The following is a 19,978-nucleotide window of genomic DNA, read 5'->3' as shown; positions in this document are numbered from 1 at the left end:
GGTCTCATTTTGGTAACGCTACGGAAAAAAAGACCCCGGATAACCGGGGTCTTAACATCGATATTGTGTGTGGATCAGCGGTTTTCGATGTCCACGTAATCGCGGTTGGTCGCGCCCAGATAAAGCTGACGTGGGCGTCCGATCTTATTCTGTGGATCGGCAATCATTTCTTTCCACTGGCTAACCCAGCCAACGGTACGTGACAACGCGAAGATTGGCGTGAACATCGAGGTCGGGAAGCCCATCGCTTCCATCACGATGCCCGAATAGAAGTCGACATTCGGGAACAGTTTCTTCTCGATGAAATACGGATCTTCCAGAGCCTGTTTTTCCAGCGCCTTCGCGACCTGTAGTTTGGGATTGTTTTCCACGCCCAGTAGGTCAAGTACTTCGTCTGCCGATTGCTTCATCACTTTCGCGCGTGGATCGAAGTTCTTGTAGACGCGGTGGCCAAAGCCCATCAGACGGAACGGGTCATCTTTGTCTTTGGCGCGCTCGATAAACTCGGGGATGCGGTCCACGCTGCCGATCTCTTCCAGCATTTCAAGGCAAGCCTGGTTCGCACCACCATGGGCCGGACCCCAGAGACAGGCGATACCGGCCGCGATACAGGCGAACGGGTTTGCACCCGAAGAAGATGCCAGACGCACCGTCGAAGTCGAGGCGTTCTGTTCGTGATCAGCCTGCAGCATGAAGATACGATCCATGGCGCGTGCCAGAATCGGGTTCACCTCGTAATCTTCGGCAGGAACGGCAAAACACATGCGCAAGAAGTTTGACGCATAGTCCAGGTCGTTGCGCGGATACACGAAGGGCTGACCGATATGGTATTTGTAGGCCCAGGCCGCGATGGTCGGCATTTTTGCGATCAAACGGTGCGAAGCTACTTCACGCTGACGCGGGTCCGCGATGTCGGTCGAATCGTGATAGAACGCGGACATGGCACCAACCACACCCACCATGATGGCCATCGGATGCGCATCCCGGCGGAAGCCGCGATAGAAATACTGCATCTGCTCGTGCAGCATCGTGTGCCGGGTGATTGTGGTCTCGAAGTTCTCCAGATCCTTCGCCGAAGGCAGCTCTCCATACAGCAGCAGATAGCTGAGTTCGAGGAAATGCGACTTCGAGGCGATCTGTTCGATCGGATAACCGCGATGCAGCAACTCACCCTTGTCACCGTCGATGAATGTAATGGTGCTGTCACAGCTTGCGGTGGACGTGAAACCCGGATCATAAGTAAAGACGCCAGCCTGACCATAGAGCTTGCGAATATCGATCACATCGGGCCCAGCGGTCGGAGAAAACACCGGCAGATCATAGCTTTCGCCGTGGACAGTCAGTTTGGCTGATTTTTTGCTCTCGGTCATGTTTGTCCCTTCTTCATTCGTGCGTATGCCGGATCGCTGTCCGACAAAGCAGGCAACGACTGCGTTCCGTCGCGCAGTCCGTTCTTAACGGAGCAGCGTTACCCTTATGTGAAATCAGGCCGGGTTCGCTGCATCAGAAAGCCGCGCCAGGGTTTCATCGCGCCCAAGCACAAGCATCATGTCAAATACCGAAGGTGTAACTGCCCGGCCCGCTAGTGCCGCCCGCAGCGGACCAGCCAATTTGCCGAACTTAACCCCATTCGCCTCTGCGAACGAATTCAGGGTCTCCTCCAGTTCGTTTCGGGACCAGCTAGCATTTTGCAGCTGCGGCGTCAATTCTTTCAGTATACCGTCGGATACAGATGTCAGCGACTTTGCGGCCTTTTCATCTGGCTGGATAGGTCGCGATGTAAGCACAAAATGAGCTTTTTCAATGAGTTCCGGGAACGTACGTGCGCGATCCTTGAGGCAATACATCGCACGGACCAAATCACTGGATTGTGTTTCGGAAAGCGGCGGCAAACCAGCTGACTTCAGATATCCCTGAATTTCATGCTGCAGCGCGGCATCTTCCCCGACGGCAATATGTTGTCCACAAAGGTTTTCAAGCTTCTTCACATCAAACCGCGCCGGGCTTTTGCCGATGCCATCCAGATCGAACCACTCTTTAGCTTGGGCATCGGTAAAGAACTCATCATCCCCATGGCTCCAGCCCAGCCGAGCCAGATAATTGCGCATTCCGGATGCCGGATATCCCATGGCCTGATATTCTTGCGCCCCCAACGCACCGTGACGTTTGCTGAGCTTTTTCCCATCGGGTCCATGGATCAAAGGGATATGCGCCCAGACTGGTACATCCCAACCCATCGCCTCGTAGATCATCATCTGACGGGCGGCGTTGTTGAGGTGATCGTCGCCCCGGATCACATGAGTCACGCCCATATCATGATCGTCAACCACAACGGCCAGCATATAGACCGGAGTCCCATCCGAACGCAGCAGGATCATGTCATCCAACTGATCGTTGCGAATGGTGACATCGCCCTGCACCTGATCGCGGATCACAGTGGCACCGTCTTGCGGAGCCTTGATGCGGATCACGTAAGGTGCGTCCGGATGGGTGGCCGGGTCGGCCTCGCGCCATGCGCTGCGAAACAGGGTCGACTGCCCCTCGGCCCGCGCCTGTTCACGGAATGCAGCGATTTCTTCCTGCGTCGAAAAGCACTTGTATGCCTTGCCGTCGGACAGCAATTGATGCGCGACCTCTGCATGTCGAGGGGCACCCTCGAATTGGCTGACGACCTCACCGTCATGATCAAGCCCTAGCCAGTCCATGCCTTGCAGTATGGCCGCTGTTGCTTCCGGCGTGGAACGTTCCCGATCGGTATCCTCGATCCGCAACAGGAACTTGCCGCCGCGACCCCGCGCATAAAGCCAGTTGAACAGAGCAGTGCGGGCGCCACCGATATGCAGAAATCCGGTGGGAGAGGGGGCAAAACGGGTGACGACCTGATCGGACATGGTGTGGATTAACCTTTTGGTAACCTTAGCGGGCATAGTTTGGCGACTATCTACCCAGCCCGAAGGACGGGGGCAACCATGCGTGTTCTGACACGGGTCGAGACCGCGTTGCTGACCCAGCGGGGGCACTTGTTTCCGTGGTCCCCGATCTGCCTGGCGGTCGGGATTGGTTGGTATTTCAGCCTCAGGTTCGAACCTGAGGTTGAGCTCTATGTCGGCGTTCTGGCGCTTGCCTTGCTGGCGCTTGCCTCCACCCGTTGGATGGGGGCCGCGTGGTCACCGCTGGCCACTGGCTTAGCCCTGATCGCGATGGGGTTCGCTCTGGCCGGGGCGCGGGCACATATGGTTGCGGAGCCGGTCCTGCAATGGCGTTACTATGGCCCGGTCGAGGGGAGGGTCGTAGCGCTGGACCGCTCTGCGTCGGATGCGCTGAGGGTGACATTGGATCAGGTGCGGATCGGGGACGTTCCTGCTGATCAAAGACCCCGGCGCATCCGGCTGTCTATTCACGGGGAGTCAGTTGCGCTGTCCCCGGGTCAGCGGATTATGACCACAGCACATCTTTCGCCGCCGCAAGGGCCAGTTGAACCCGGAGGTTTTGATTTTCGCCGCCACGCCTGGTTCCAGCAACTTGGCGCTGTTGGATACACTCGGGTTCCGGTCCTGACGTCGGCTGCGGCGCAAGATGGTTTGGACGGAGTGCGTATCACGGCCTTGCGCATGGAGATCTCGGATCGGGTGCGCACGATCCTGCCGGGCGAAGTCGGGGGCTTTGCCGCCGCCGTAACTACCGGTGATCGCAGCGGGATGGGGCAGGCCTCGTTAGAGGCGTTGCGCGCGTCCAACCTGGCTCATCTTCTGGCGATTTCGGGCCTGCACATGGGTTTGCTGACCGGTTTCGTTTTTGTGGCGTGCCGCATGGGGTTCTCAATGGTACCTGTCATCGCGCTTCGCATGCCCGTACGCAAGGTGGCAGCGCTCTGCGCGTTATTCGCGTCGACAATCTACCTGCTTCTGTCTGGTGGGAACGTCGCGACTGAGCGCGCCTTTGTGATGGTCTGCGTTATGCTGGGGGCCGTATTGCTGGACCGGCGCGCGATTTCGTTGCGGGCGGTGGCCGTGGCTGCGCTGATTGTTCTTACCTTTCGTCCAGAAACTCTTTTGAGCCCCGGATTTCAGATGTCTTTTGCAGCCACAACCGCCTTGGTCGCAGGGTTTGGCGCGTTGCGGGGCTATGGCCCAATGCCAGGCCCAAAATGGCTGCGGCCTATGCTGGCCTTGTTGACATCCTCGGCGATCGCGGGGATCGCGACAGCTCCGATCGGGGCGGCGCATTTCAACGCTATTTCACACTACGGGTTGTTGGCAAATCTCGTCTCCGTGCCCGTCATGGGAACGCTGGTCGTTCCAAGTGCGGTGGTCGCCGCCCTTCTTGCACCTTTTGGGCTTGAAGCGATTGCATTGCACGTAATGGGTCTTGGGCTGAGATGGATCCTTACCGTTGCCAATTGGGTCGCGGGACTGGAGGGCGCGCGCGGGTACGTGGTAAGCCCAGACTATTTCGTATTGCCTGTTCTGGCTCTGTCTCTTCTGTGGCTAATGCTGTGGCAAGGGCACGCACGGTGGCTCGGCATCGCCCCGGCGGCATTGGCGATAGCGCTGTGGGGTCAGGGAAGCCGCCCAGACGTGCTGATCGCCGATACCGGCGGGCTGGTCGGAGTGATGACTGAACACGGGCGCGCGCTGAGCAAACCGAAAGGCAGCGGATTTGTCGCGTCGGTTTGGCTGGAAAATGACGGGGACGGGGCAGATCAACCAAAGGCCGCTTTGCGATGGCCAGAGGCACCAGCGGGAATTCAACGTTTTCTTCTGGGAGACAAAGAGCTTGTCCACTTGACTAGCAAGCGGGCTGCGAGCGCCTTTCAGGAATGCAGGAAAGATCAGATCATTGTCGCCCCGGTGTCGTTGACTTTGACCGGTGAATGCAGCGTTTACGATACGGAATTTCTGCGGAAGACAGGCAGTCTTGCGTTATCCAAGGGGCGTTTGTTCGCGAGTTCTGATATCTCAGGCCGCCGCCTATGGTCCCCCAAGCTGCCTCAGTAGCTTCGGATCAAGCCTACCAGGCGGCCCTGAACTTTCACCTTGTCCTCTGGCAGCACGCGGGTCTCATAGGCCGGATTCGCCGCTTCCAGCGCAATGGCCTGACCTCGGCGGAAAAACCGTTTCAGCGTGGCTTCCTGATCTTCCACCAATGCCACCACGATGTCACCGTTGTCAGCGGCCGTTGTTTCGCGGATCACCACGACATCGCCATCGTTGATACCGGCGTCGATCATCGAGTCGCCACGAACCTCAAGCGCATAATGTTCACCACGGCCCGAAACCATCGAGCCCGGTACCGCAACGCGGTGCGACACATGGCTGATCGCTTCGATCGGTACACCGGCAGCAATCCGGCCCATAACAGGCAATTCCATTGCATCAACTGTGATGGGTTCAAAGTTCGCGGGGCGTGGACCTTCAGGGCGATCGCCTTCAATCACACGGGGTTTGAAACCTGTAGTTGGCTCTCCCCCAAGGCTTTCGGGCAGCTTGACAACTTCGATGGCACGGGCTCGATGGGCAAGGCGGCGGATAAAGCCACGTTCTTCCAGCGCGGTGATCAGTCGATGAATCCCGGATTTTGACCGTAGATCCAACGCGGCCTTCATCTCATCAAAACTGGGCGGAACACCGTCCGCTTGCACGCGTTTGTGGATGAATTCCAGCAAATCCAATTGCTTCTTGGTCAGCATTGCTCATACCTCGTCGCTCATGCGTTTTCTTTTGTTCTACGCATGTTCACGTTTTGTGTCAACGGATTTGCTAGATCGGCAGGTAAAGGACCTCATCCCCGGCCTCGCGCGCGGGATCGTGGGGTTGGCGTAACAATAGTGCATTGGCTTGCGCCAAAACACTTAGCAGCGAGCTGTCCTGATCATCACAGGCGCGGATGCCGCCGTTGTCCAACACCGCCCGCATATAATGCTCACGCGGGCCATTTTTTTCGAGCGGGGCAGAAAGGCGGGCGCGTTGGAATGGCTGTAGGGCCTGTTCAATCCCCAACATGCGGCGCACCATTGGGATGAGGAACAGGTAACCGCACACCATGGCACTGACCGGGTTTCCGGGTAGACCGACCATCGCAGCATCCCCAAACCGCCCGGCCATCAGTGGTTTACCCGGTCGCATGCGAATCTTGTAGAACGATTGCTTCAGCCCAAGACCTTCCGAGACATCCGCAACCAGGTCGTACTCGCCAACCGACGCCCCTCCGATTGTCACCACGAGGTCAGCGCCCTGTGCCAAGCCAAAAGCTGTTTCTAATGACGCTAAGGTATCTTGTGCGATAGGAAGTACACGAACTTGTGCGCCAGCATCTTCCAGTAACGCCTTAAGACCAAAGGTATTTGAGGCGATGATCTGATCGGGGCCGGGTGTTTCTCCGGGCATCACCAGTTCGTCACCGGTTGAGATTAGTGCAACCACGGGTTTGCGGGTCACAGGGACCGAAGCGATGTTCATCGCTGCCATTAATGCGACATCTTCGGGTCTGAGCTGGCGCGGGGCCGTGATCTGCGTACCGATGCTGAAATCGATCCCCGCAGGGCGGATATTGGCCTTTTCACCGGGGGCGTCGATTATGGTGATCAGATCACCGCGTCGGTCGACATCTTCCTGTATGACGACGAAATCTGCACCATCCGGCACAGGCGCACCAGTGAATATCCGCACAGCTTGGCCGGGTCCGACGCTTCCAGCAAAGCGACGTCCGGCCGCTGCTTCGCCAACCACTTTGAACATTGCATGCAGTTCGACTTCGGCCGCCTTGACGGCGTACCCATCCATCGATGACGCAGCAAAGGGCGGCTGATCACGCGTTGCTGCAACGTTTTCTGCCAGGATACGACCGGCAGCCTCGGCAAGGGCAACCGTTTCTGCGGGCAGCGGTGAGACCAGATCGAACAGCAGAGCCCGCGCTTCTTCAACCGAGATCATGATGCCTCGTAACGCCCTGATTTTCCGCCGTCTTTCAGTAGAACACGAATGCCGCCGATCTCCATCGATTTGTCCACGGCCTTCGCCATATCGTAAACCGTCAGTGCGGCTGTCGAGACTGCTGTCAGCGCTTCCATCTCTACGCCGGTCTGGCCGGAAGTCTTTACAGTCGCTTCAATCTGAACGCCGGGAAGGTCCGGGTCTAAGCTCAGTTCAATTGCGACTTTGGTCACGGGTAGCGGATGACACAGAGGTATCAGGTCAGGCGTTTTCTTGGCGCCCATTATGCCCGCAAGTCTGGCAACACCAAGAACATCGCCTTTCTTAGCGCGTCCTTCTGAAATGATATCAAAGGTTTCCTTCGCCATCTTGATGTATCCAGATGCAACCGCAACCCGGTCGGTGACAGCCTTGTCGGACACGTCCACCATATGGGCCTCACCTTTGGCATCAAAATGGGTCAGCGGCATCACATCACTCCGGGAATGAGCGGGTTGGCGAGCAGTGCTCGAGTTGCCGAAGCTACATCATCCTGACGCATCAGGCTTTCACCAATAAGGAAACAGCGCGCACCGTAGCGGGCGATATCGGCGAGGTCCGCCGGAGTGCTCAGGCCGCTCTCGCAGACGATCGTGCGATCCGCTGGAACCAGCTTTGACAGATGACGAGTTGTATCAAGAGTCGTCTCGAAGGTCTTGAGATTGCGGTTGTTTATCCCGATCAGCGGGCTTTTCAGCTGCGATGCCTGCGCAAGCTCGTCTGCGTCATGGACTTCGATCAGAACATCCATGCCCCAGTCAAACGCGGTTTGCTCAAGCTCGGCGGCCTGTGCATCGCTGACCGATGCCATGATGATCAGGATGCAATCCGCACCCAATGCACGCGCTTCGACCACCTGATAGGGGTCGTACATGAAGTCCTTCCGCAATGCTGGCAACGAACAGGCCGCGCGCGCTTCGGTCAGAAAGGACTTGTCACCCTGAAAGCTAGGCGTGTCCGTCAGAACCGACAGGCAAGCCGCGCCGCCCTCTTCATAAGCTTTGGCAAGCGCGGGCGGATCGAAATCAGCGCGGATCAGACCTTTGGACGGGCTGGCCTTTTTGACCTCGGCGATCAATCCGTACCCCTTGCGCATAGCCGAATGCAGGGCTTCGGCAAAACCGCGTACCTCGGGTGCGTTCCGTGCCTCAGATTCTAGTGTTTCCAGAGGCTTATGCGCCTTATCCGCAGCGATCTCTTCCAGCTTGTACGCTTTGATTTTGTCCAGAACGGTCTCGGTCATGCGGCTTCCTGTGTAATGCGCGCCAGCGCGGTGATCTTTTCACGGGCCTTGCCGCTATCAATGCTTTCTGTGGCCATCGAAACGCCCTCGCGCAGATCGCGTGCCGCATCTGCAACGACCAGCGCCGCTGCCGAGTTCAGCAACACCGCGTCGCGGTAGGCTGAAGGTGCCCCATCCAGCAGGGCGCGGAAGGCGACCGCGTTCTCTTCGGGCGTGCCGCCGATGATATCTTCGAACGGATGCACCGGAAGGCCTGCATCTTCGGGGTGAAGCTCGACCTCTTTGACAACGCCGTCCTCAACTGATGCGACCCAGCTGACCCCGGTGATCGTAAGCTCATCCGTACCGTCTGAGCCGTGGACTAGCCAGGCATGTTCAGCCCCAAGCAGACCCAGAGTTTCGGCCATCGGGCGGATCAGGTCGCGGCTGAACGCACCGGTCAGTTGGCGCTTCACCCCGGCGGGGTTGGTCAGGGGGCCCAGAATGTTGAAAATCGTGCGCGTACCCAGTTCTTGCCGCGAAGGCATGACATGGGCGATCGCCGGGTGGTGCATTGGGGCCATCATGAAACCGATACCGACTTCTTTCAGCGCTTTTTCAACAACTTCCGGGCCGACCATTACGTTGATACCTAGCTGCCCAAGAGCATCTGCTGCGCCGGATTTCGAGCTCAGGTTCCGATTACCGTGTTTTGCAACGGTGACACCGGCGCCCGCCGTCACAAAAGCCGTGGCTGTCGAGATATTGAGTGTTCCTTTGCCGTCGCCCCCCGTGCCAACGATGTCCATCGCGCCAGCGGGAGCTTTCACTGCATTGCATTTCGCGCGCATTACGGCAGCGGCGGCGGCGTATTCCTCGACCGTCTCGCCGCGCGTGCGCATTGCCATCAGCAACCCGCCAATCTGGCTGGGCGTGGCGGCCCCATCAAAGAGGATGCCAAAGGCCTGTTCAGCCTCGGCACGGGTCAAAGGTCGATCGGCCGCAGCACCGATCAGCGGTTTCAGAGCGTCGCTCATGCGGGGACTTTCATTTCGTTCAGGAAGTTCTTGAGCAGGGCGTGACCATGCTCGGACGCGATGGATTCCGGGTGAAACTGGACGCCGTGGATCGGCAGTTCTTTGTGCTGCAGACCCATAATCGTGCCATCCTCAAGCTCGGCCGTGATCGCAAGGCAATCGGGCAGGCTTTTGCGTTCTACGACAAGCGAATGATACCGGGTGGCCTCGAAGGGCGAGGGCAGGCCAGCGAATACACCTTTGCCGGTGTGTTTCATCGTGCCCATTTTCCCGTGCACGATCTCATGACAGCGCACAACCTTGCCGCCAAATGCCTGACCGATGGTTTGATGCCCCAGACAGACCCCCATCAGCGGTGTTTGCGTTTCGGCCGCGGCTTCGGTCAAGGCCAGACAGATGCCCGCCTGATCGGGATCACAAGGGCCGGGGCTGAGCAGAATACCAGCCGGGTTCATCGCCATTGCTTCTTGCACATCCAGCGCGTCATTCCGGCGCACGACCATCTCGGCCCCGAGCTCACCCAGATAATGAACGAGGTTGTAGGTAAACGAGTCATAGTTGTCGATCAGCAGCAGCATTTGGGCACTTATCTTCCTATGGGCATTTCGGGCTGGCGATGCAGTCCCTGAGCGCGGTATAATGTCGGGACATACATGCTCAGGCTTGTGCGGCAGCGTCAAGAGGACATACCCAACTTGACACCGTACAGGTGAGCGTCGCGGAAGATGGCGTCTGGGCAGATGAGGCACGAAACAACGCGAGAGGCGAGATTTCGATGAGCGGATTTTACGGTGGAGCGATCGCCGGGGCGGTCTCGGTATTGGCACTGGGCGCGGTTCTTTCGCTGACAACTCCTTTGTCACGTAAACCAGATGTGACGGCAACAGCGCCCGAAGTGGCTGATACTCCGCAGCCCCTGGAGGCTGCGAAAGTTGAAGAAAGCAATGCCGATGCCGATCTGGTTGAGTTGCCACCATCCGGCCCTGAAACCCCCGATCTATCATCAGATTCGCTGGATGGCTTGGCAGGTATCGAGCTTGAGCCCGGTGCCCGTCCTGAGGCGGGTGGAGCACCGACCGTAGCCGAGGCACCTGCAGCGATCTCATCTTCTGACGTGACCGTTCAAACCGAAGCGCCCGCGGCACCGCCAAATCCACTTGCCGAACCGACCTCGCCACAACAGGAAGCCGAACCGGCAGCGCTCGCGGATGCTCCAGCAGCGCCTGCGCCCGAGGAAGCCCCGGAACCGCAGGTTGCGGAAGAAACGCCCAAGGAGGTCCCTCAGGTCGCAGCCCTGCAGCCTGAGACCGTCGAAGTGCCGGATGCCGCTCCAGAGGCTGAGGAAGCGGAACCCGTGCCTGATGAAAATCCAATCGCGGTTGAGGGTGAAGAAGATACCCGCCCTGTACGTCAGCCGCGCGTATTGACCCTGCCGCAAATTGGCGGAGAGGGGGTTACAGGTTCCGGTTCGTTGATCGGCAAGCGTGTCGTGCCCCTAACCGAGAGGGATGACCCGCCCGTCGAACAAGCCGTGATTACTCCAGAAGTGGTGGCCAAGCCCATCGAAGCACATGCTGCCACCTTCGAAAATCCAGAATCCAAGCCATTGATGTCGATCATTCTGATCGATGATGAAGGGGCTTTTGGGGTCGAGGCGTTGCAGGATTTCCCATACCCGCTAAGTTTTGCCGTCAGCCCGTCTGACCCGAATGCAGCGGAAAAAATGGCCCGTCATCGCGAGGCTGGATTTGAAGTATTGGCCTTGGTTGACATGCACGAAGCCGCCAGTGCTCAGGACGCTGAGGTGTCGTTGTCGGTGTGGTTGGATCAATTGCCTCAAACCGTTGGCATTCTGGAAGGTGTCGGAAGCGGCATTCAGGGCAACCGAAAGCTGGCTGATCAGGTTGCGGCGATTGCAGGAGATACCGGGCGCGGGCTGGTGACGCAGGACAATGGTCTAAACACTGCGCAAAAGCTTGCAGCGCGCAACGGCATTCCATCCAGCGTAGTGTTCCGCGATTTCGATGGTGCCAAACAGGACCCCAAGATCATGCGGCGTTTTCTGGATCAGGCAGCCTTCCGCGCCGGACAGGAAGGTGCCGTGGTGATGCTGGGTCGTCTGCGTCCCGAGACGATCTCGGCTCTGTTGCTGTGGGGGCTTGAGGATCGCGGCAGCCGCGTGGCGATGGCCCCAATTTCTGCCGTGATGATGAAAGAAGTCCAGCAGGGCGTTGCCGGATCGCTGACGGACGGGTGACGGCAGCGACCATCCGCCACCCCACTAGCTGTTTCCGCTGCCTGTAAACCGCGCCGCATCCGCAGCCGCGCCGCGAATGGCGTTCGATTTATGGACGGTCTCCATGTATTCCGCTTCTGGGTCGCTGTCATAGACAACGCCGCCTCCAGCTTGGATATACAGTTTGTGGTCTTTCACAATGGCCGTCCGCAGCGCGATGCACATATCCATGTCGCCGCCTGCGCTGAAATACCCGACACCGCCACCGTAGATGCCGCGCTTTTCAGGCTCCAACTCGTCGATGATCTCCATCGCGCGCACTTTGGGCGCGCCTGATACCGTGCCTGCAGGCATCCCGGCAAAGAACGCGTCCAATGCGTCCTTGTCTTCGGCCAGTTCACCGACCACGTTTGATACGATGTGCATCACGTGGCTGTAGCGCTCGATGATGAACTCTTCGGTAGGACGCACGGTTCCAATCTTAGAAACACGCCCGGTGTCATTGCGGCCCAGGTCCAGCAACATGAGGTGCTCGGCGAGTTCTTTCTTGTCGGCCAGCAGGTCGATTTCGTTGGCTTTGTCTTCTTCGGGCGTCGCGCCACGCGGGCGGGTACCCGCGATAGGGCGGATTGTGACCTCATTGCCGAAGACACGCACCAGAATTTCTGGGCTTGCGCCTACGACCTGAAAGCCGCCGAAGTTGAAATAGAACATGAACGGCGACGGGTTGGTGCGCCGCAGCGAGCGGTAGAGGGCAAATGGCGGCTGCGGAAAATCCTGTGTCCAGCGTTGGGCTGGGACGACCTGAAAGATATCACCTGCACGGATATATTCCTTGGCCTTTTCAACGGCTTCCATATAGCCCGATTTGGTGAAGTTAGAGACAGGAGCCCCAACTTCTATTGCGTCACCCAGATCGCGCGTCTCGGCCGGCATGGCACGCTCAAGATCACGCACGGCATCCATCACACGCTCGGCGGCCTGCGCATAGGCGGCTTTGGCGCTTTGGCCCTCGCTGGCCCATGCGGGCGACACCACGGTAACCTCGCCTTTGACGCCGTCCAACACAGCAATGACCGAGGGGCGCAGCATGATCGCATCGGGCAGGCCCAACGGGTCAGGGTTCACATCCGGCAGGTATTCCACCAACCGGACCATGTCGTAGCCCAGATAGCCAAACAGGCCAGCGGCGGCCTGCGGCAGGTCATCGGGAAGCGCGATGCGGCTTTCAGCCAACAAGGCGCGTAAGTTGTCCATCGGGTTGCCATCCTGTGGCTCGAACGCCTCGGCATCGAAGCGGGCTGATCGGTTCAAGGCCGATGTCTCGCCCTGACAGCACCAAATCAGATCGGGCTTCATTCCGATGATCGAATAGCGCCCACGCACTTCACCCCCGGTTACCGACTCGAGCATGAAGGCGTCTTTCTGAGCGCCTGTCAGTTTCAGCATCAGTGAAACCGGCGTATCCAGATCAGCGGCGAGGCGGGTATAGACGACCTGATTTTCGCCTGCATCATAAGCGCGCGCGAAACTTTCGAAATCCGGGGTCAGGGCCATGTTCTGTCTCTTTTAGTAACTGGCCCGTACCGCGTTCAGCGCTTGCTGATCCAGCACAGGGCGTGCGCGTGTCTGGGCATTGCGCACATAGATGTCAAAGATGTTCTGCGCCAGCGCCTGGCTCAATTGCGCAGCCAGTGCATCCTGCATCTGGCGTTGCTCATCGGTTTCCGCCGGAGGTAGCTCTTCATCCAGACGCACGATCAGGGCGTTACCGTTTCCGGGAATGACACGCAGCTCACCAGGGTCCATTTCAAACACCTGAGTCATGAAGTCCACGGGAACATCCTCGAGGAATGCGGTACGTGTCAGCGCATTTTCGACGCGGAAGGGCAGGCCTGTGGCGGTAAAGTCGCCATCTGTTGCCAGTTGGGTCAGAACCGTGTTGCCCTGATTTTGCAGCGCTTTCGCAGTTTCTACCTGCAGCCATGCCTCGGCGACACGGTCACGGGCGCTTTCCAGAGGTTCCGGGCGCGGTTCCAGCACTTTATTCAAGCGCAGCGCAAAGATCGAACCATCTTCAAGGAACGCGACCTCTGGGAAATCACCTTCTTGCACAGCCTCAGCGACTGAGCGGAAGCCGTCATACGCAGCAACGCCATCGTCGCTTTGCTGGGTCCAGTCGATCTGACCCAGTTCCATCTCGGTCTCACCGGCCAGTTCTTCCAGTGTTGCGCCGCCTGCAAGCAGGTCGTTGATGTCTTCGGCCTGTGCTTCGATCTGACGGCGCGCTCGGTCGGCGGCGAGTTCTGCACGAAGTTCGGGTTCGGCGTCTTCGAAACTGACATTGTTCTCGGCCAGCGATCCATTGATCCGGAACAGGGCAGGGCCGAACACCGTGGGAAGCGGGCCGACCACATCGTCGATCTCGGCGGCAAACACGGCGTCGGCTGCATCGCCCAGATCTTCACGTGTGACATCGCCCAGATCAACATCGCTCAGCTCAAGCTGACGTTCGCGGACCAACTGTTCGAAATCGGCCCCGCCAACTTCAAGTTGTGCCAGCGCCTCGGTTGCGGATTCTTCGCTGGGATAGGGCAGACGCTCGACCAAGCGGCGCTCGGGTTGGAAAAATTCGTCAGCGCGTTGGTCGTATAGACGGCGCAGAGAATCTTCGTCCACTTCGATCGTGTCGAGCAGCATGTCGGGCGACAGAATGGCGTAGGTCAGTCGCTTGGTGCGGGGCAGGGTGAACTGATCGGAATTCTCATCGTAATATGTCTGAATCTGCGCGTCTGTGGGTTGGGCCACGGGCGTTTCGAGAAGGTCGGCTGACAGGGTCGCCACGGTAAAGCTGCGGCGGGCCAGCACATAGTTCGACAAAGCCTCGGTCAGCGTACGGGGCATTTCAACACCGCTCATGACCGCTCCCTGAACGATGGTGCGTGAAGATTCTTTGCGCAGATCCGATTCGAATTCGGAATCGGTCATTCCGACCTGTTCCAGCTGAAAGCGATAGGCTTCGCGGTCGAATGTACCGTTTACACCTTGGAACGCCGGTATCTGTACAATCTCGTCCTGCAGGTTCTCGTCACCGATCGAAATGCCAAGCTGTCCGACCTCGTTATCGATTGCGGCCAGTGCGATCAGGCGCGAAAGGGCAAGTTGATCGAGGCCAAGATCATGTGCCTGCGAAATCTGCATTGCCTGTCCGGTTTGCGCTTCGACGGCCCGGATCTCGCGCTGAAGCTCACGAAAATACGCGTCGACCGAAACGCTTTCATCACCGACCTGCGCAACCGTACGAACGGTTCCGGTCAGGCTGGTGGCGCCAAAGCCCGCAAGGCCCAGCATCAAAAGACCCATGAGAATCCAGACAAAGGTTTTGGATAGGTTTTTCATGCCTGCGGCCATGGTGCCCTCTTGGTTTTGTCGGCAAATGTCTGCCCAGTCGGTTGCGGCCCTGAATACGATGCGTGCAGCCGGGGGGCAAGCTTAGAAGGACAAGCCCTGCAATCGGTCGAACAATTGCGCGATACCGGCGCGGTCAAGGTTGGCAAATGCTACGCGAACCTGCCGCTTTCCCGCGGAATCGCCCTCTGGCATGAACATGGTACCCGGCAAAAGCAGTATACCTGCCTCGGGTACCAGCCGTCGGGCCAATTCGTCGGAAGCGATGCCAAAGGGATGTTCGAGGTAGGCAAAGTAAGCGCCAAGTCCCAAAAGACGCCAGCCTTTGTCTTCAAGGCGTGGCATTCCTTCCGCGATGGCCGCTCTTCGGTCGAGAATTTCATCTCGTTCACCCGCAACCCATTGGGTCAAGTTCCGCATGCCCCAAAGCGCGGCAAACTGGCCGATCTGGCCGGGGCAGATTGCGACCGTGTCCAGAAATTTTTCGATCTCCGACAACAGGGCGGGGCTGGTTGAAATCGCGCCGACACGGTGACCGGTCAGGCGATAGGCTTTTGAGAACGAGTAGAGATGGACAAACGTATCGTCCCAACCCGATTGCTGGAACAGGTCATGAGGCGCGCCTGATCGACTGTCGAAATCGCGATAGGTTTCGTCAACCAAAAGACGAAGCCCCGTTTCCCGCGCAAGATCATAGAAGCGGCGCACCAAGTCCGCAGGATATTCGACACCACCGGGATTATTCGGCGTCACCAACGAAATCGCCCGTGTCTTTTCGGTGATAAGGGCGCGGGCCCGTTCCGGATCGGGAAGCAAATCATCGTCTGTGGGCAAATCAACGGTTTTTACCCCAGCCATATCCAGCCACATCTTGTGATTGAAATACCAAGGGGTCGGAAGGATCACCTCATCCCCCTGATCGGTAATTGCCGAAATCACGGCTGAAAAGGCCTGATTGCAACCCGAGGTGATTGCGATCTGATTCGCCGATACCTCAGCCGCATAATGTGCGCTGATCTGAGCCGCGAGTTCGGACCGCAGGTCATCGTTGCCCAGAACCGGGCCGTATAGATGCGCGCTGTCCTGCTCGACCGCGAATTCGGCCATTGCTTGCCGCAGCGCTAACGGGGGCGGATCGACCGGAGCCGCCTGACTGACATTGATCAACGGACGGTCAACTGCGAACTCGACCCCGTCCAGCCAACGGCGTGCCTCCATCACCGGAGGGGCAAAGGTGGCGGCAGTGCGGGTCATTGTCATGGTGAGTCCGTGATTTCAGCGCTTAGTTGAAACGCTTGATTAATCGGTGCCCCGATAGGGTTCGACATATTGCAGGGCCATGTCCCATGGGAAGAAAATCCATGTGTCCTGACTGACCTCGGTAATGAAGGTGTCTACCATCGGACGGCCTTTAGGCTTGGCGTATACGGTCGCGAAATGCGCTTTGGGAAACATATCGCGCACCAGTTCCAGCGTTTTGCCGCTATCGACCAGATCGTCGATGATCAGAATACCGGTGCCATCACCCATCAGATCAGCATTGGGCGCTTTGAGAATTTCTGCTTCGCCCTGCGCCTGATGATGATAGGATTTCACGCTAACAGTATCGACCGTACGGATATCCAGTTCGCGGCTGACGATCATCGCGGGGGCCATGCCGCCACGTGTAATTGCCACGACCGCACGCCAAGCGCCATCATCTGGTCCTTGCCCATCCAGACGCCACGCAAGAGCGCGCGAGTCGCGATGAATCTGATCCCAGCTGATGTGGAAGCCTTTTTCGTGTGGCAGGCGGTCCTTGGCGCTCATGGTCTGTTATCCTTTTTCAACGTCCGGCGCGTCGACGGCTTTCATCCCGACGATGTGATAGCCTGAATCCACGTGCAGATTTTCACCTGTCACTCCGCTGCTGAGATCAGACAGCAGATACAGGGCCGATTTACCAACATCATCGATGGTCACATTCCGGCGCAGGGGCGAGTTATACTCGTTCCACTTCATGATGTAACGGAAATCGCCGATGCCGCTGGCCGCGAGCGTTTTGATCGGGCCTGCCGAGATCGAATTCACGCGAATGCCGTCTTTGCCCAAATCCTCGGCCAGATACTTTACGGATGCCTCAAGGGCGGCTTTTGCAACACCCATTACATTGTAGTGTGGCATGACCTGTTCAGCGCCGTAATAAGTGAGGGTGATCGCACTGCCGCCTTCGTTCATCATTTTCTCCGCGCGCTGCATAACGGCGGTGAAAGAGTAGACCGAAACATCCATCGTCAGGTTAAAGTTCGCGCGCGACGTGTCGACGTAACGCCCGCGCAATTCGTTCTTGTCAGAAAAGCCAATGGCGTGGACGACGAAATCCAGTTTACCCCATTTCTTTTCGAGCGCGCTGAGGAGTTCATTAATTGATTCTTCGTCGCTGACGTCACAGGGCAAAACGATCTCGCTGCCCAGCTGCGCCGCCAATGGATCGACGCGTTTTTTCAGGGCGTCCCCCTGATAGGAAAAGGCCAGCTCGGCCCCGGCGTCGGACAAGGCGCGGGCGATACCCCATGCGATTGATTTGTCATTGGCCAGTCCCATGATGAGGCCGCGTTTTCCGGCCATCAACTGATTTGACATCTTCGGTTCTCCGCCTGTCGTCGCATTGTGTTCGGTTGGTTTATGCCATTGATTGTCCTGCTTCAAGGCCATGCGCTCTTGCCCGCAGCGGGTTCTCGCCTTAGGGTCATGTTAATTGTTTCCTGGGGATGGAAATGAACGAGCATAATGGCATCTTCGCCGGGGCTGATCCGTTTGAAATCGCGGATCGGTGGCTGGCCGAGGCAGAAAAGACCGAACCGAATGATCCTAATGCGATTGCTTTGGCAACCGTGGACCCGGAAGGTTTGCCGAATGCCCGTATGGTTCTGCTGAAGGAAATCGAGAAGGACGCGTTTGTTTTCTATACGAACTATCACAGCGCCAAGGCTCAGGAGTTGGACAGCGCCCACAAAGCGGCTTTTGTGATGCATTGGAAATCTTTGCGGCGACAAATCCGTGTTCGTGGTACAATCACCAAGGAAGATGGGCCGCAGGCGGACGCGTACTACGCCTCGCGCTCGCTCAAAAGCCGCTTGGGTGCTTGGGCGTCACACCAGTCGCAACCGCTGGAAAGTCGTGCATCCCTGATGGCCGAAGTGGCTAAAGTGACCGCAAAGTTGGGTGCCAACCCGCCTCGCCCTGAATTTTGGGGGGGATACCGTGTAACACCTGTCGAAGTCGAGTTCTGGGCCGATGGTGCCTTCAGGTTGCATGACAGGTTTCAGTGGAAGCGACAAAATGTCGATTCCGACTGGCAAGTGCTGAGGTTAAATCCATGACGTTCGCGTTGCGTGAAATGCAACTGTTTGCAGACAATAGCTTTTTTCAGCTTGAATTTGCGAGCCAAAACATAAACAAGAAACCCTTAACGACTTGCCTATCGTAATGGGAAAACAGTGCCAGAAGATCTGAACAGCATGTACCGCGTCCGTGGACACGTAAAATGGTTCGATCCCGCCAAGGGATACGGATTTGTTGTGTCTGACGAAGGCGGCCCGGACATTCTGTTGCACGTCAACGTGCTGCGAAACTTCGGGCAAAGCTCGGTCGCGGATGGCGCCGGCATCGAGATCATGACCCACAAAACTGATCGCGGTGTTCAAGCGGTCGAAGTGATCAGTGTTGACCCGCCTGTTCGCGCGGAAACTATGATGTTGGCCGATTTTGCCGAGCTTGATCCAACCGTGATCGGCAGCGCTCCGCTTGAGGCTGCGCGCGTCAAATGGTTCGACAAGGGCAAAGGGTTTGGCTTTGCCAATGTTTTCGGCAGCAGTGAAGACGTATTCCTGCATATCGAGGTGCTACGTCGTTCTGGGTTGGCAGATCTGCAACCGGGCGAAGCGCTGGCCATGCGGGTCATTGATGGCAAGCGCGGAAGAATGGCCGCGCAGGTTCTGGCCTGGGAAGCGGCCCTGAACGACTAGGTTCTGAATGATGAGAACGGCTTTCGTACTGGCGCTCCTGAGTTTTTTGATTGGCGGGATCGCGCGGGCTGAATGCCGTCCGGATCGTGTCGAGCTTCGAAATGATCTGGCAGAGGTTCGCTTCGACGTTGAGCTGGCCATCACACCGAAAGAGCGATCGCGCGGATTGATGTTTCGCGAAAGCATGCCGAACAGATCTGGAATGTTGTTTGTTTTTGATCCGCCGCAACCTGTTGCGTTCTGGATGAAGAATACCCTGATTCCGCTTGATATGATCTTTGTTGATCGCGCGGGCACGGTGACGCGTGTGCACGAAGGTGCAATTCCGGGGGATCTGAGCCCAATCGAAGGCGGCGATTCGGTTTATGCGGTCCTGGAAATCAACGCTGGCCTAGCCGAGCGTTACGCCATTCGGCCTGGTTCGCAGATGCGCCACGAAGTTTTTTCGCAAGGTCCTGCAATTTGGCCCTGTTAGGGCTTTTCAAATCAGATCGGCACGTTTAGGAAGGCGCACGGTCCGGGGCGTGGCGCAGTCTGGTAGCGCACCTGTTTTGGGTACAGGGGGTCGTAGGTTCGAATCCTGCCGCCCCGACCATTTTTCCTCTACACTGGCGTTCCGCCATAGTCGGTGTAGAGTTTGGAAAAATCCCTGTCCAAATCTTTGCTTTCAATAGGTATTCTAAGAGTTGAACCATCTTTCTGCGGAACCAGAAAGTACAACTCTGCGTCCACGCGATACCCGGCCTGATTCTTGGTCGAGCTCAGCCGCGTTACGATTTGCGGCAAGTTCTGCGGATAGCCGTTGAAGCTGAGAATCAAATACGCCGTTGCCTCGGGCGGCAAGGTCTCGCGGCATTCAAAGATGCTTGCGGTGGTCTTGATATACTTGTCGCCCGGCCCCGCGCAGTCGGTCCTGAAGGAATTGAAAAGGTTCTGCGGATAACCGTCGAATTGCGCGCTGCGAGATGCAGGTGGTGCTTCCTGTGATGTGCAGGACACGATTAGCGCCACAATAGTTAACAATGAAATCAAACGCATGTAGAGTAGATTTCCCATCCAGAAATGTCGTGTGATTTCAAGTATGGCACGCGCTGCGA

At 57.6% G+C, this 19,978-nt stretch carries 19 protein-coding genes and 1 tRNA gene; 6 read left to right on the top strand and 14 right to left on the bottom strand.

What is annotated here, in order from left to right; genetic code table 11:
* Positions 1-74: 74 nt before the first annotated feature.
* Entirely contained in the window at positions 75-1,370 is a 1,296-nt protein-coding gene (gene gltA, locus ACR0BI_RS03160) for a citrate synthase (RefSeq protein WP_170392967.1), read from the bottom strand.
* 114 nt (positions 1,371-1,484) lie between these two features.
* Positions 1,485-2,891, bottom strand: a complete 1,407-nt coding sequence (gene gltX, locus ACR0BI_RS03155) for a glutamate--tRNA ligase (RefSeq protein WP_480561441.1) — start codon at positions 2,889-2,891, stop codon at positions 1,485-1,487.
* A gap of 78 nt (positions 2,892-2,969) precedes the next feature.
* Here gltX and ACR0BI_RS03150 point away from each other — a divergent pair, with 78 nt between their 5' ends.
* Positions 2,970-4,997: a ComEC/Rec2 family competence protein gene (locus ACR0BI_RS03150; RefSeq protein ID WP_480561442.1), complete on the top strand. Its 2,028-nt coding sequence runs from the start codon at positions 2,970-2,972 to the stop codon at positions 4,995-4,997.
* Here ACR0BI_RS03150 and lexA read toward each other — a convergent pair.
* From lexA to ACR0BI_RS03120, 6 genes are all read right to left on the bottom strand, one after another.
* Positions 4,991-5,689 carry a transcriptional repressor LexA gene (gene lexA / locus ACR0BI_RS03145; protein ID WP_170465326.1) on the bottom strand — a complete coding sequence of 233 codons (699 nt, stop codon included), beginning with the start codon at positions 5,687-5,689 and terminating at the stop codon, positions 4,991-4,993. The genes ACR0BI_RS03150 and lexA overlap by 7 nt on opposite strands.
* A gap of 70 nt (positions 5,690-5,759) precedes the next feature.
* Positions 5,760-6,932 carry a molybdopterin molybdotransferase MoeA gene (locus ACR0BI_RS03140; protein WP_480561443.1) on the bottom strand — a complete coding sequence of 391 codons (1,173 nt, stop codon included), beginning with the start codon at positions 6,930-6,932 and terminating at the stop codon, positions 5,760-5,762.
* Positions 6,929-7,402, bottom strand: coding sequence for a cyclic pyranopterin monophosphate synthase MoaC (gene moaC, locus ACR0BI_RS03135; protein ID WP_170405973.1), 474 nt, complete (start codon positions 7,400-7,402; stop codon positions 6,929-6,931). The genes ACR0BI_RS03140 and moaC overlap by 4 nt, the downstream gene beginning before the upstream one ends.
* Positions 7,402-8,214 carry an indole-3-glycerol phosphate synthase TrpC gene (gene trpC / locus ACR0BI_RS03130; protein ID WP_170610843.1) on the bottom strand — a complete coding sequence of 271 codons (813 nt, stop codon included), beginning with the start codon at positions 8,212-8,214 and terminating at the stop codon, positions 7,402-7,404. The genes moaC and trpC overlap by 1 nt, the downstream gene beginning before the upstream one ends.
* Entirely contained in the window at positions 8,211-9,230 is a 1,020-nt protein-coding gene (gene trpD / locus ACR0BI_RS03125) for an anthranilate phosphoribosyltransferase (RefSeq protein ID WP_170421815.1), read from the bottom strand. The genes trpC and trpD overlap by 4 nt, the downstream gene beginning before the upstream one ends.
* Positions 9,227-9,808, bottom strand: a complete 582-nt coding sequence (locus ACR0BI_RS03120) for an anthranilate synthase component II (RefSeq protein ID WP_480561444.1) — start codon at positions 9,806-9,808, stop codon at positions 9,227-9,229. The genes trpD and ACR0BI_RS03120 overlap by 4 nt, the downstream gene beginning before the upstream one ends.
* Positions 9,809-10,005: 197 nt before the next feature.
* On the opposite strand from ACR0BI_RS03120, the gene ACR0BI_RS03115 reads away from it, so the two are divergent.
* Positions 10,006-11,487 (top strand): divergent polysaccharide deacetylase family protein, encoded by a 1,482-nt coding sequence (locus ACR0BI_RS03115; RefSeq protein ID WP_480561445.1) that lies wholly within the window; start codon positions 10,006-10,008, stop codon positions 11,485-11,487.
* Between the two features lie 24 nt (positions 11,488-11,511).
* On the opposite strand, the gene trpE is transcribed toward ACR0BI_RS03115, so the two are convergent.
* The 5 genes from trpE to fabI all read right to left on the bottom strand — a co-directional run bounded on the left by trpE (position 11,512) and on the right by fabI (position 17,496).
* The gene (gene trpE / locus ACR0BI_RS03110; protein ID WP_480561446.1) at positions 11,512-13,023 is read right to left on the bottom strand and encodes an anthranilate synthase component I; all 1,512 of its coding nucleotides are present in this window, start codon (positions 13,021-13,023) and stop codon (positions 11,512-11,514) included.
* Between the two features lie 12 nt (positions 13,024-13,035).
* The gene (locus ACR0BI_RS03105) at positions 13,036-14,877 is read right to left on the bottom strand and encodes a peptidyl-prolyl cis-trans isomerase (protein ID WP_480561447.1); all 1,842 of its coding nucleotides are present in this window, start codon (positions 14,875-14,877) and stop codon (positions 13,036-13,038) included.
* Positions 14,878-14,958: 81 nt separating this feature from the next.
* The gene (locus ACR0BI_RS03100; RefSeq protein WP_480561448.1) at positions 14,959-16,134 is read right to left on the bottom strand and encodes an aminotransferase; all 1,176 of its coding nucleotides are present in this window, start codon (positions 16,132-16,134) and stop codon (positions 14,959-14,961) included.
* Between the two features lie 39 nt (positions 16,135-16,173).
* Positions 16,174-16,683, bottom strand: coding sequence for a xanthine phosphoribosyltransferase (gene gpt / locus ACR0BI_RS03095; RefSeq protein WP_170421803.1), 510 nt, complete (start codon positions 16,681-16,683; stop codon positions 16,174-16,176).
* Positions 16,684-16,689: 6 nt separating this feature from the next.
* The gene (gene fabI, locus ACR0BI_RS03090; RefSeq protein ID WP_480561449.1) at positions 16,690-17,496 is read right to left on the bottom strand and encodes an enoyl-ACP reductase FabI; all 807 of its coding nucleotides are present in this window, start codon (positions 17,494-17,496) and stop codon (positions 16,690-16,692) included.
* Between the two features lie 134 nt (positions 17,497-17,630).
* Here fabI and pdxH point away from each other — a divergent pair, with 134 nt between their 5' ends.
* The 4 genes from pdxH to ACR0BI_RS03070 all read left to right on the top strand — a co-directional run bounded on the left by pdxH (position 17,631) and on the right by ACR0BI_RS03070 (position 19,476).
* Positions 17,631-18,236: a pyridoxamine 5'-phosphate oxidase gene (gene pdxH, locus ACR0BI_RS03085; protein ID WP_170392982.1), complete on the top strand. Its 606-nt coding sequence runs from the start codon at positions 17,631-17,633 to the stop codon at positions 18,234-18,236.
* Positions 18,237-18,353: 117 nt separating this feature from the next.
* A complete protein-coding gene (locus tag ACR0BI_RS03080; protein WP_170392983.1) occupies positions 18,354-18,881 on the top strand; it encodes a cold-shock protein in 528 nt (175 codons plus the stop codon).
* Positions 18,882-18,888: 7 nt separating this feature from the next.
* Positions 18,889-19,356 (top strand): DUF192 domain-containing protein, encoded by a 468-nt coding sequence (locus ACR0BI_RS03075; protein ID WP_170392984.1) that lies wholly within the window; start codon positions 18,889-18,891, stop codon positions 19,354-19,356.
* Between the two features lie 43 nt (positions 19,357-19,399).
* A tRNA-Pro gene (locus ACR0BI_RS03070) sits at positions 19,400-19,476 on the top strand.
* Positions 19,477-19,484: 8 nt separating this feature from the next.
* Here ACR0BI_RS03070 and ACR0BI_RS03065 read toward each other — a convergent pair.
* A complete protein-coding gene (locus tag ACR0BI_RS03065; RefSeq protein WP_170392985.1) occupies positions 19,485-19,919 on the bottom strand; it encodes a hypothetical protein in 435 nt (144 codons plus the stop codon).
* Positions 19,920-19,978: the final 59 nt, after the last annotated feature.

The sequence above is a fragment of the Ruegeria sp. E5 genome (assembly GCF_056534105.1).
This window is presented reverse-complemented; position numbering and strand designations above follow the sequence as displayed.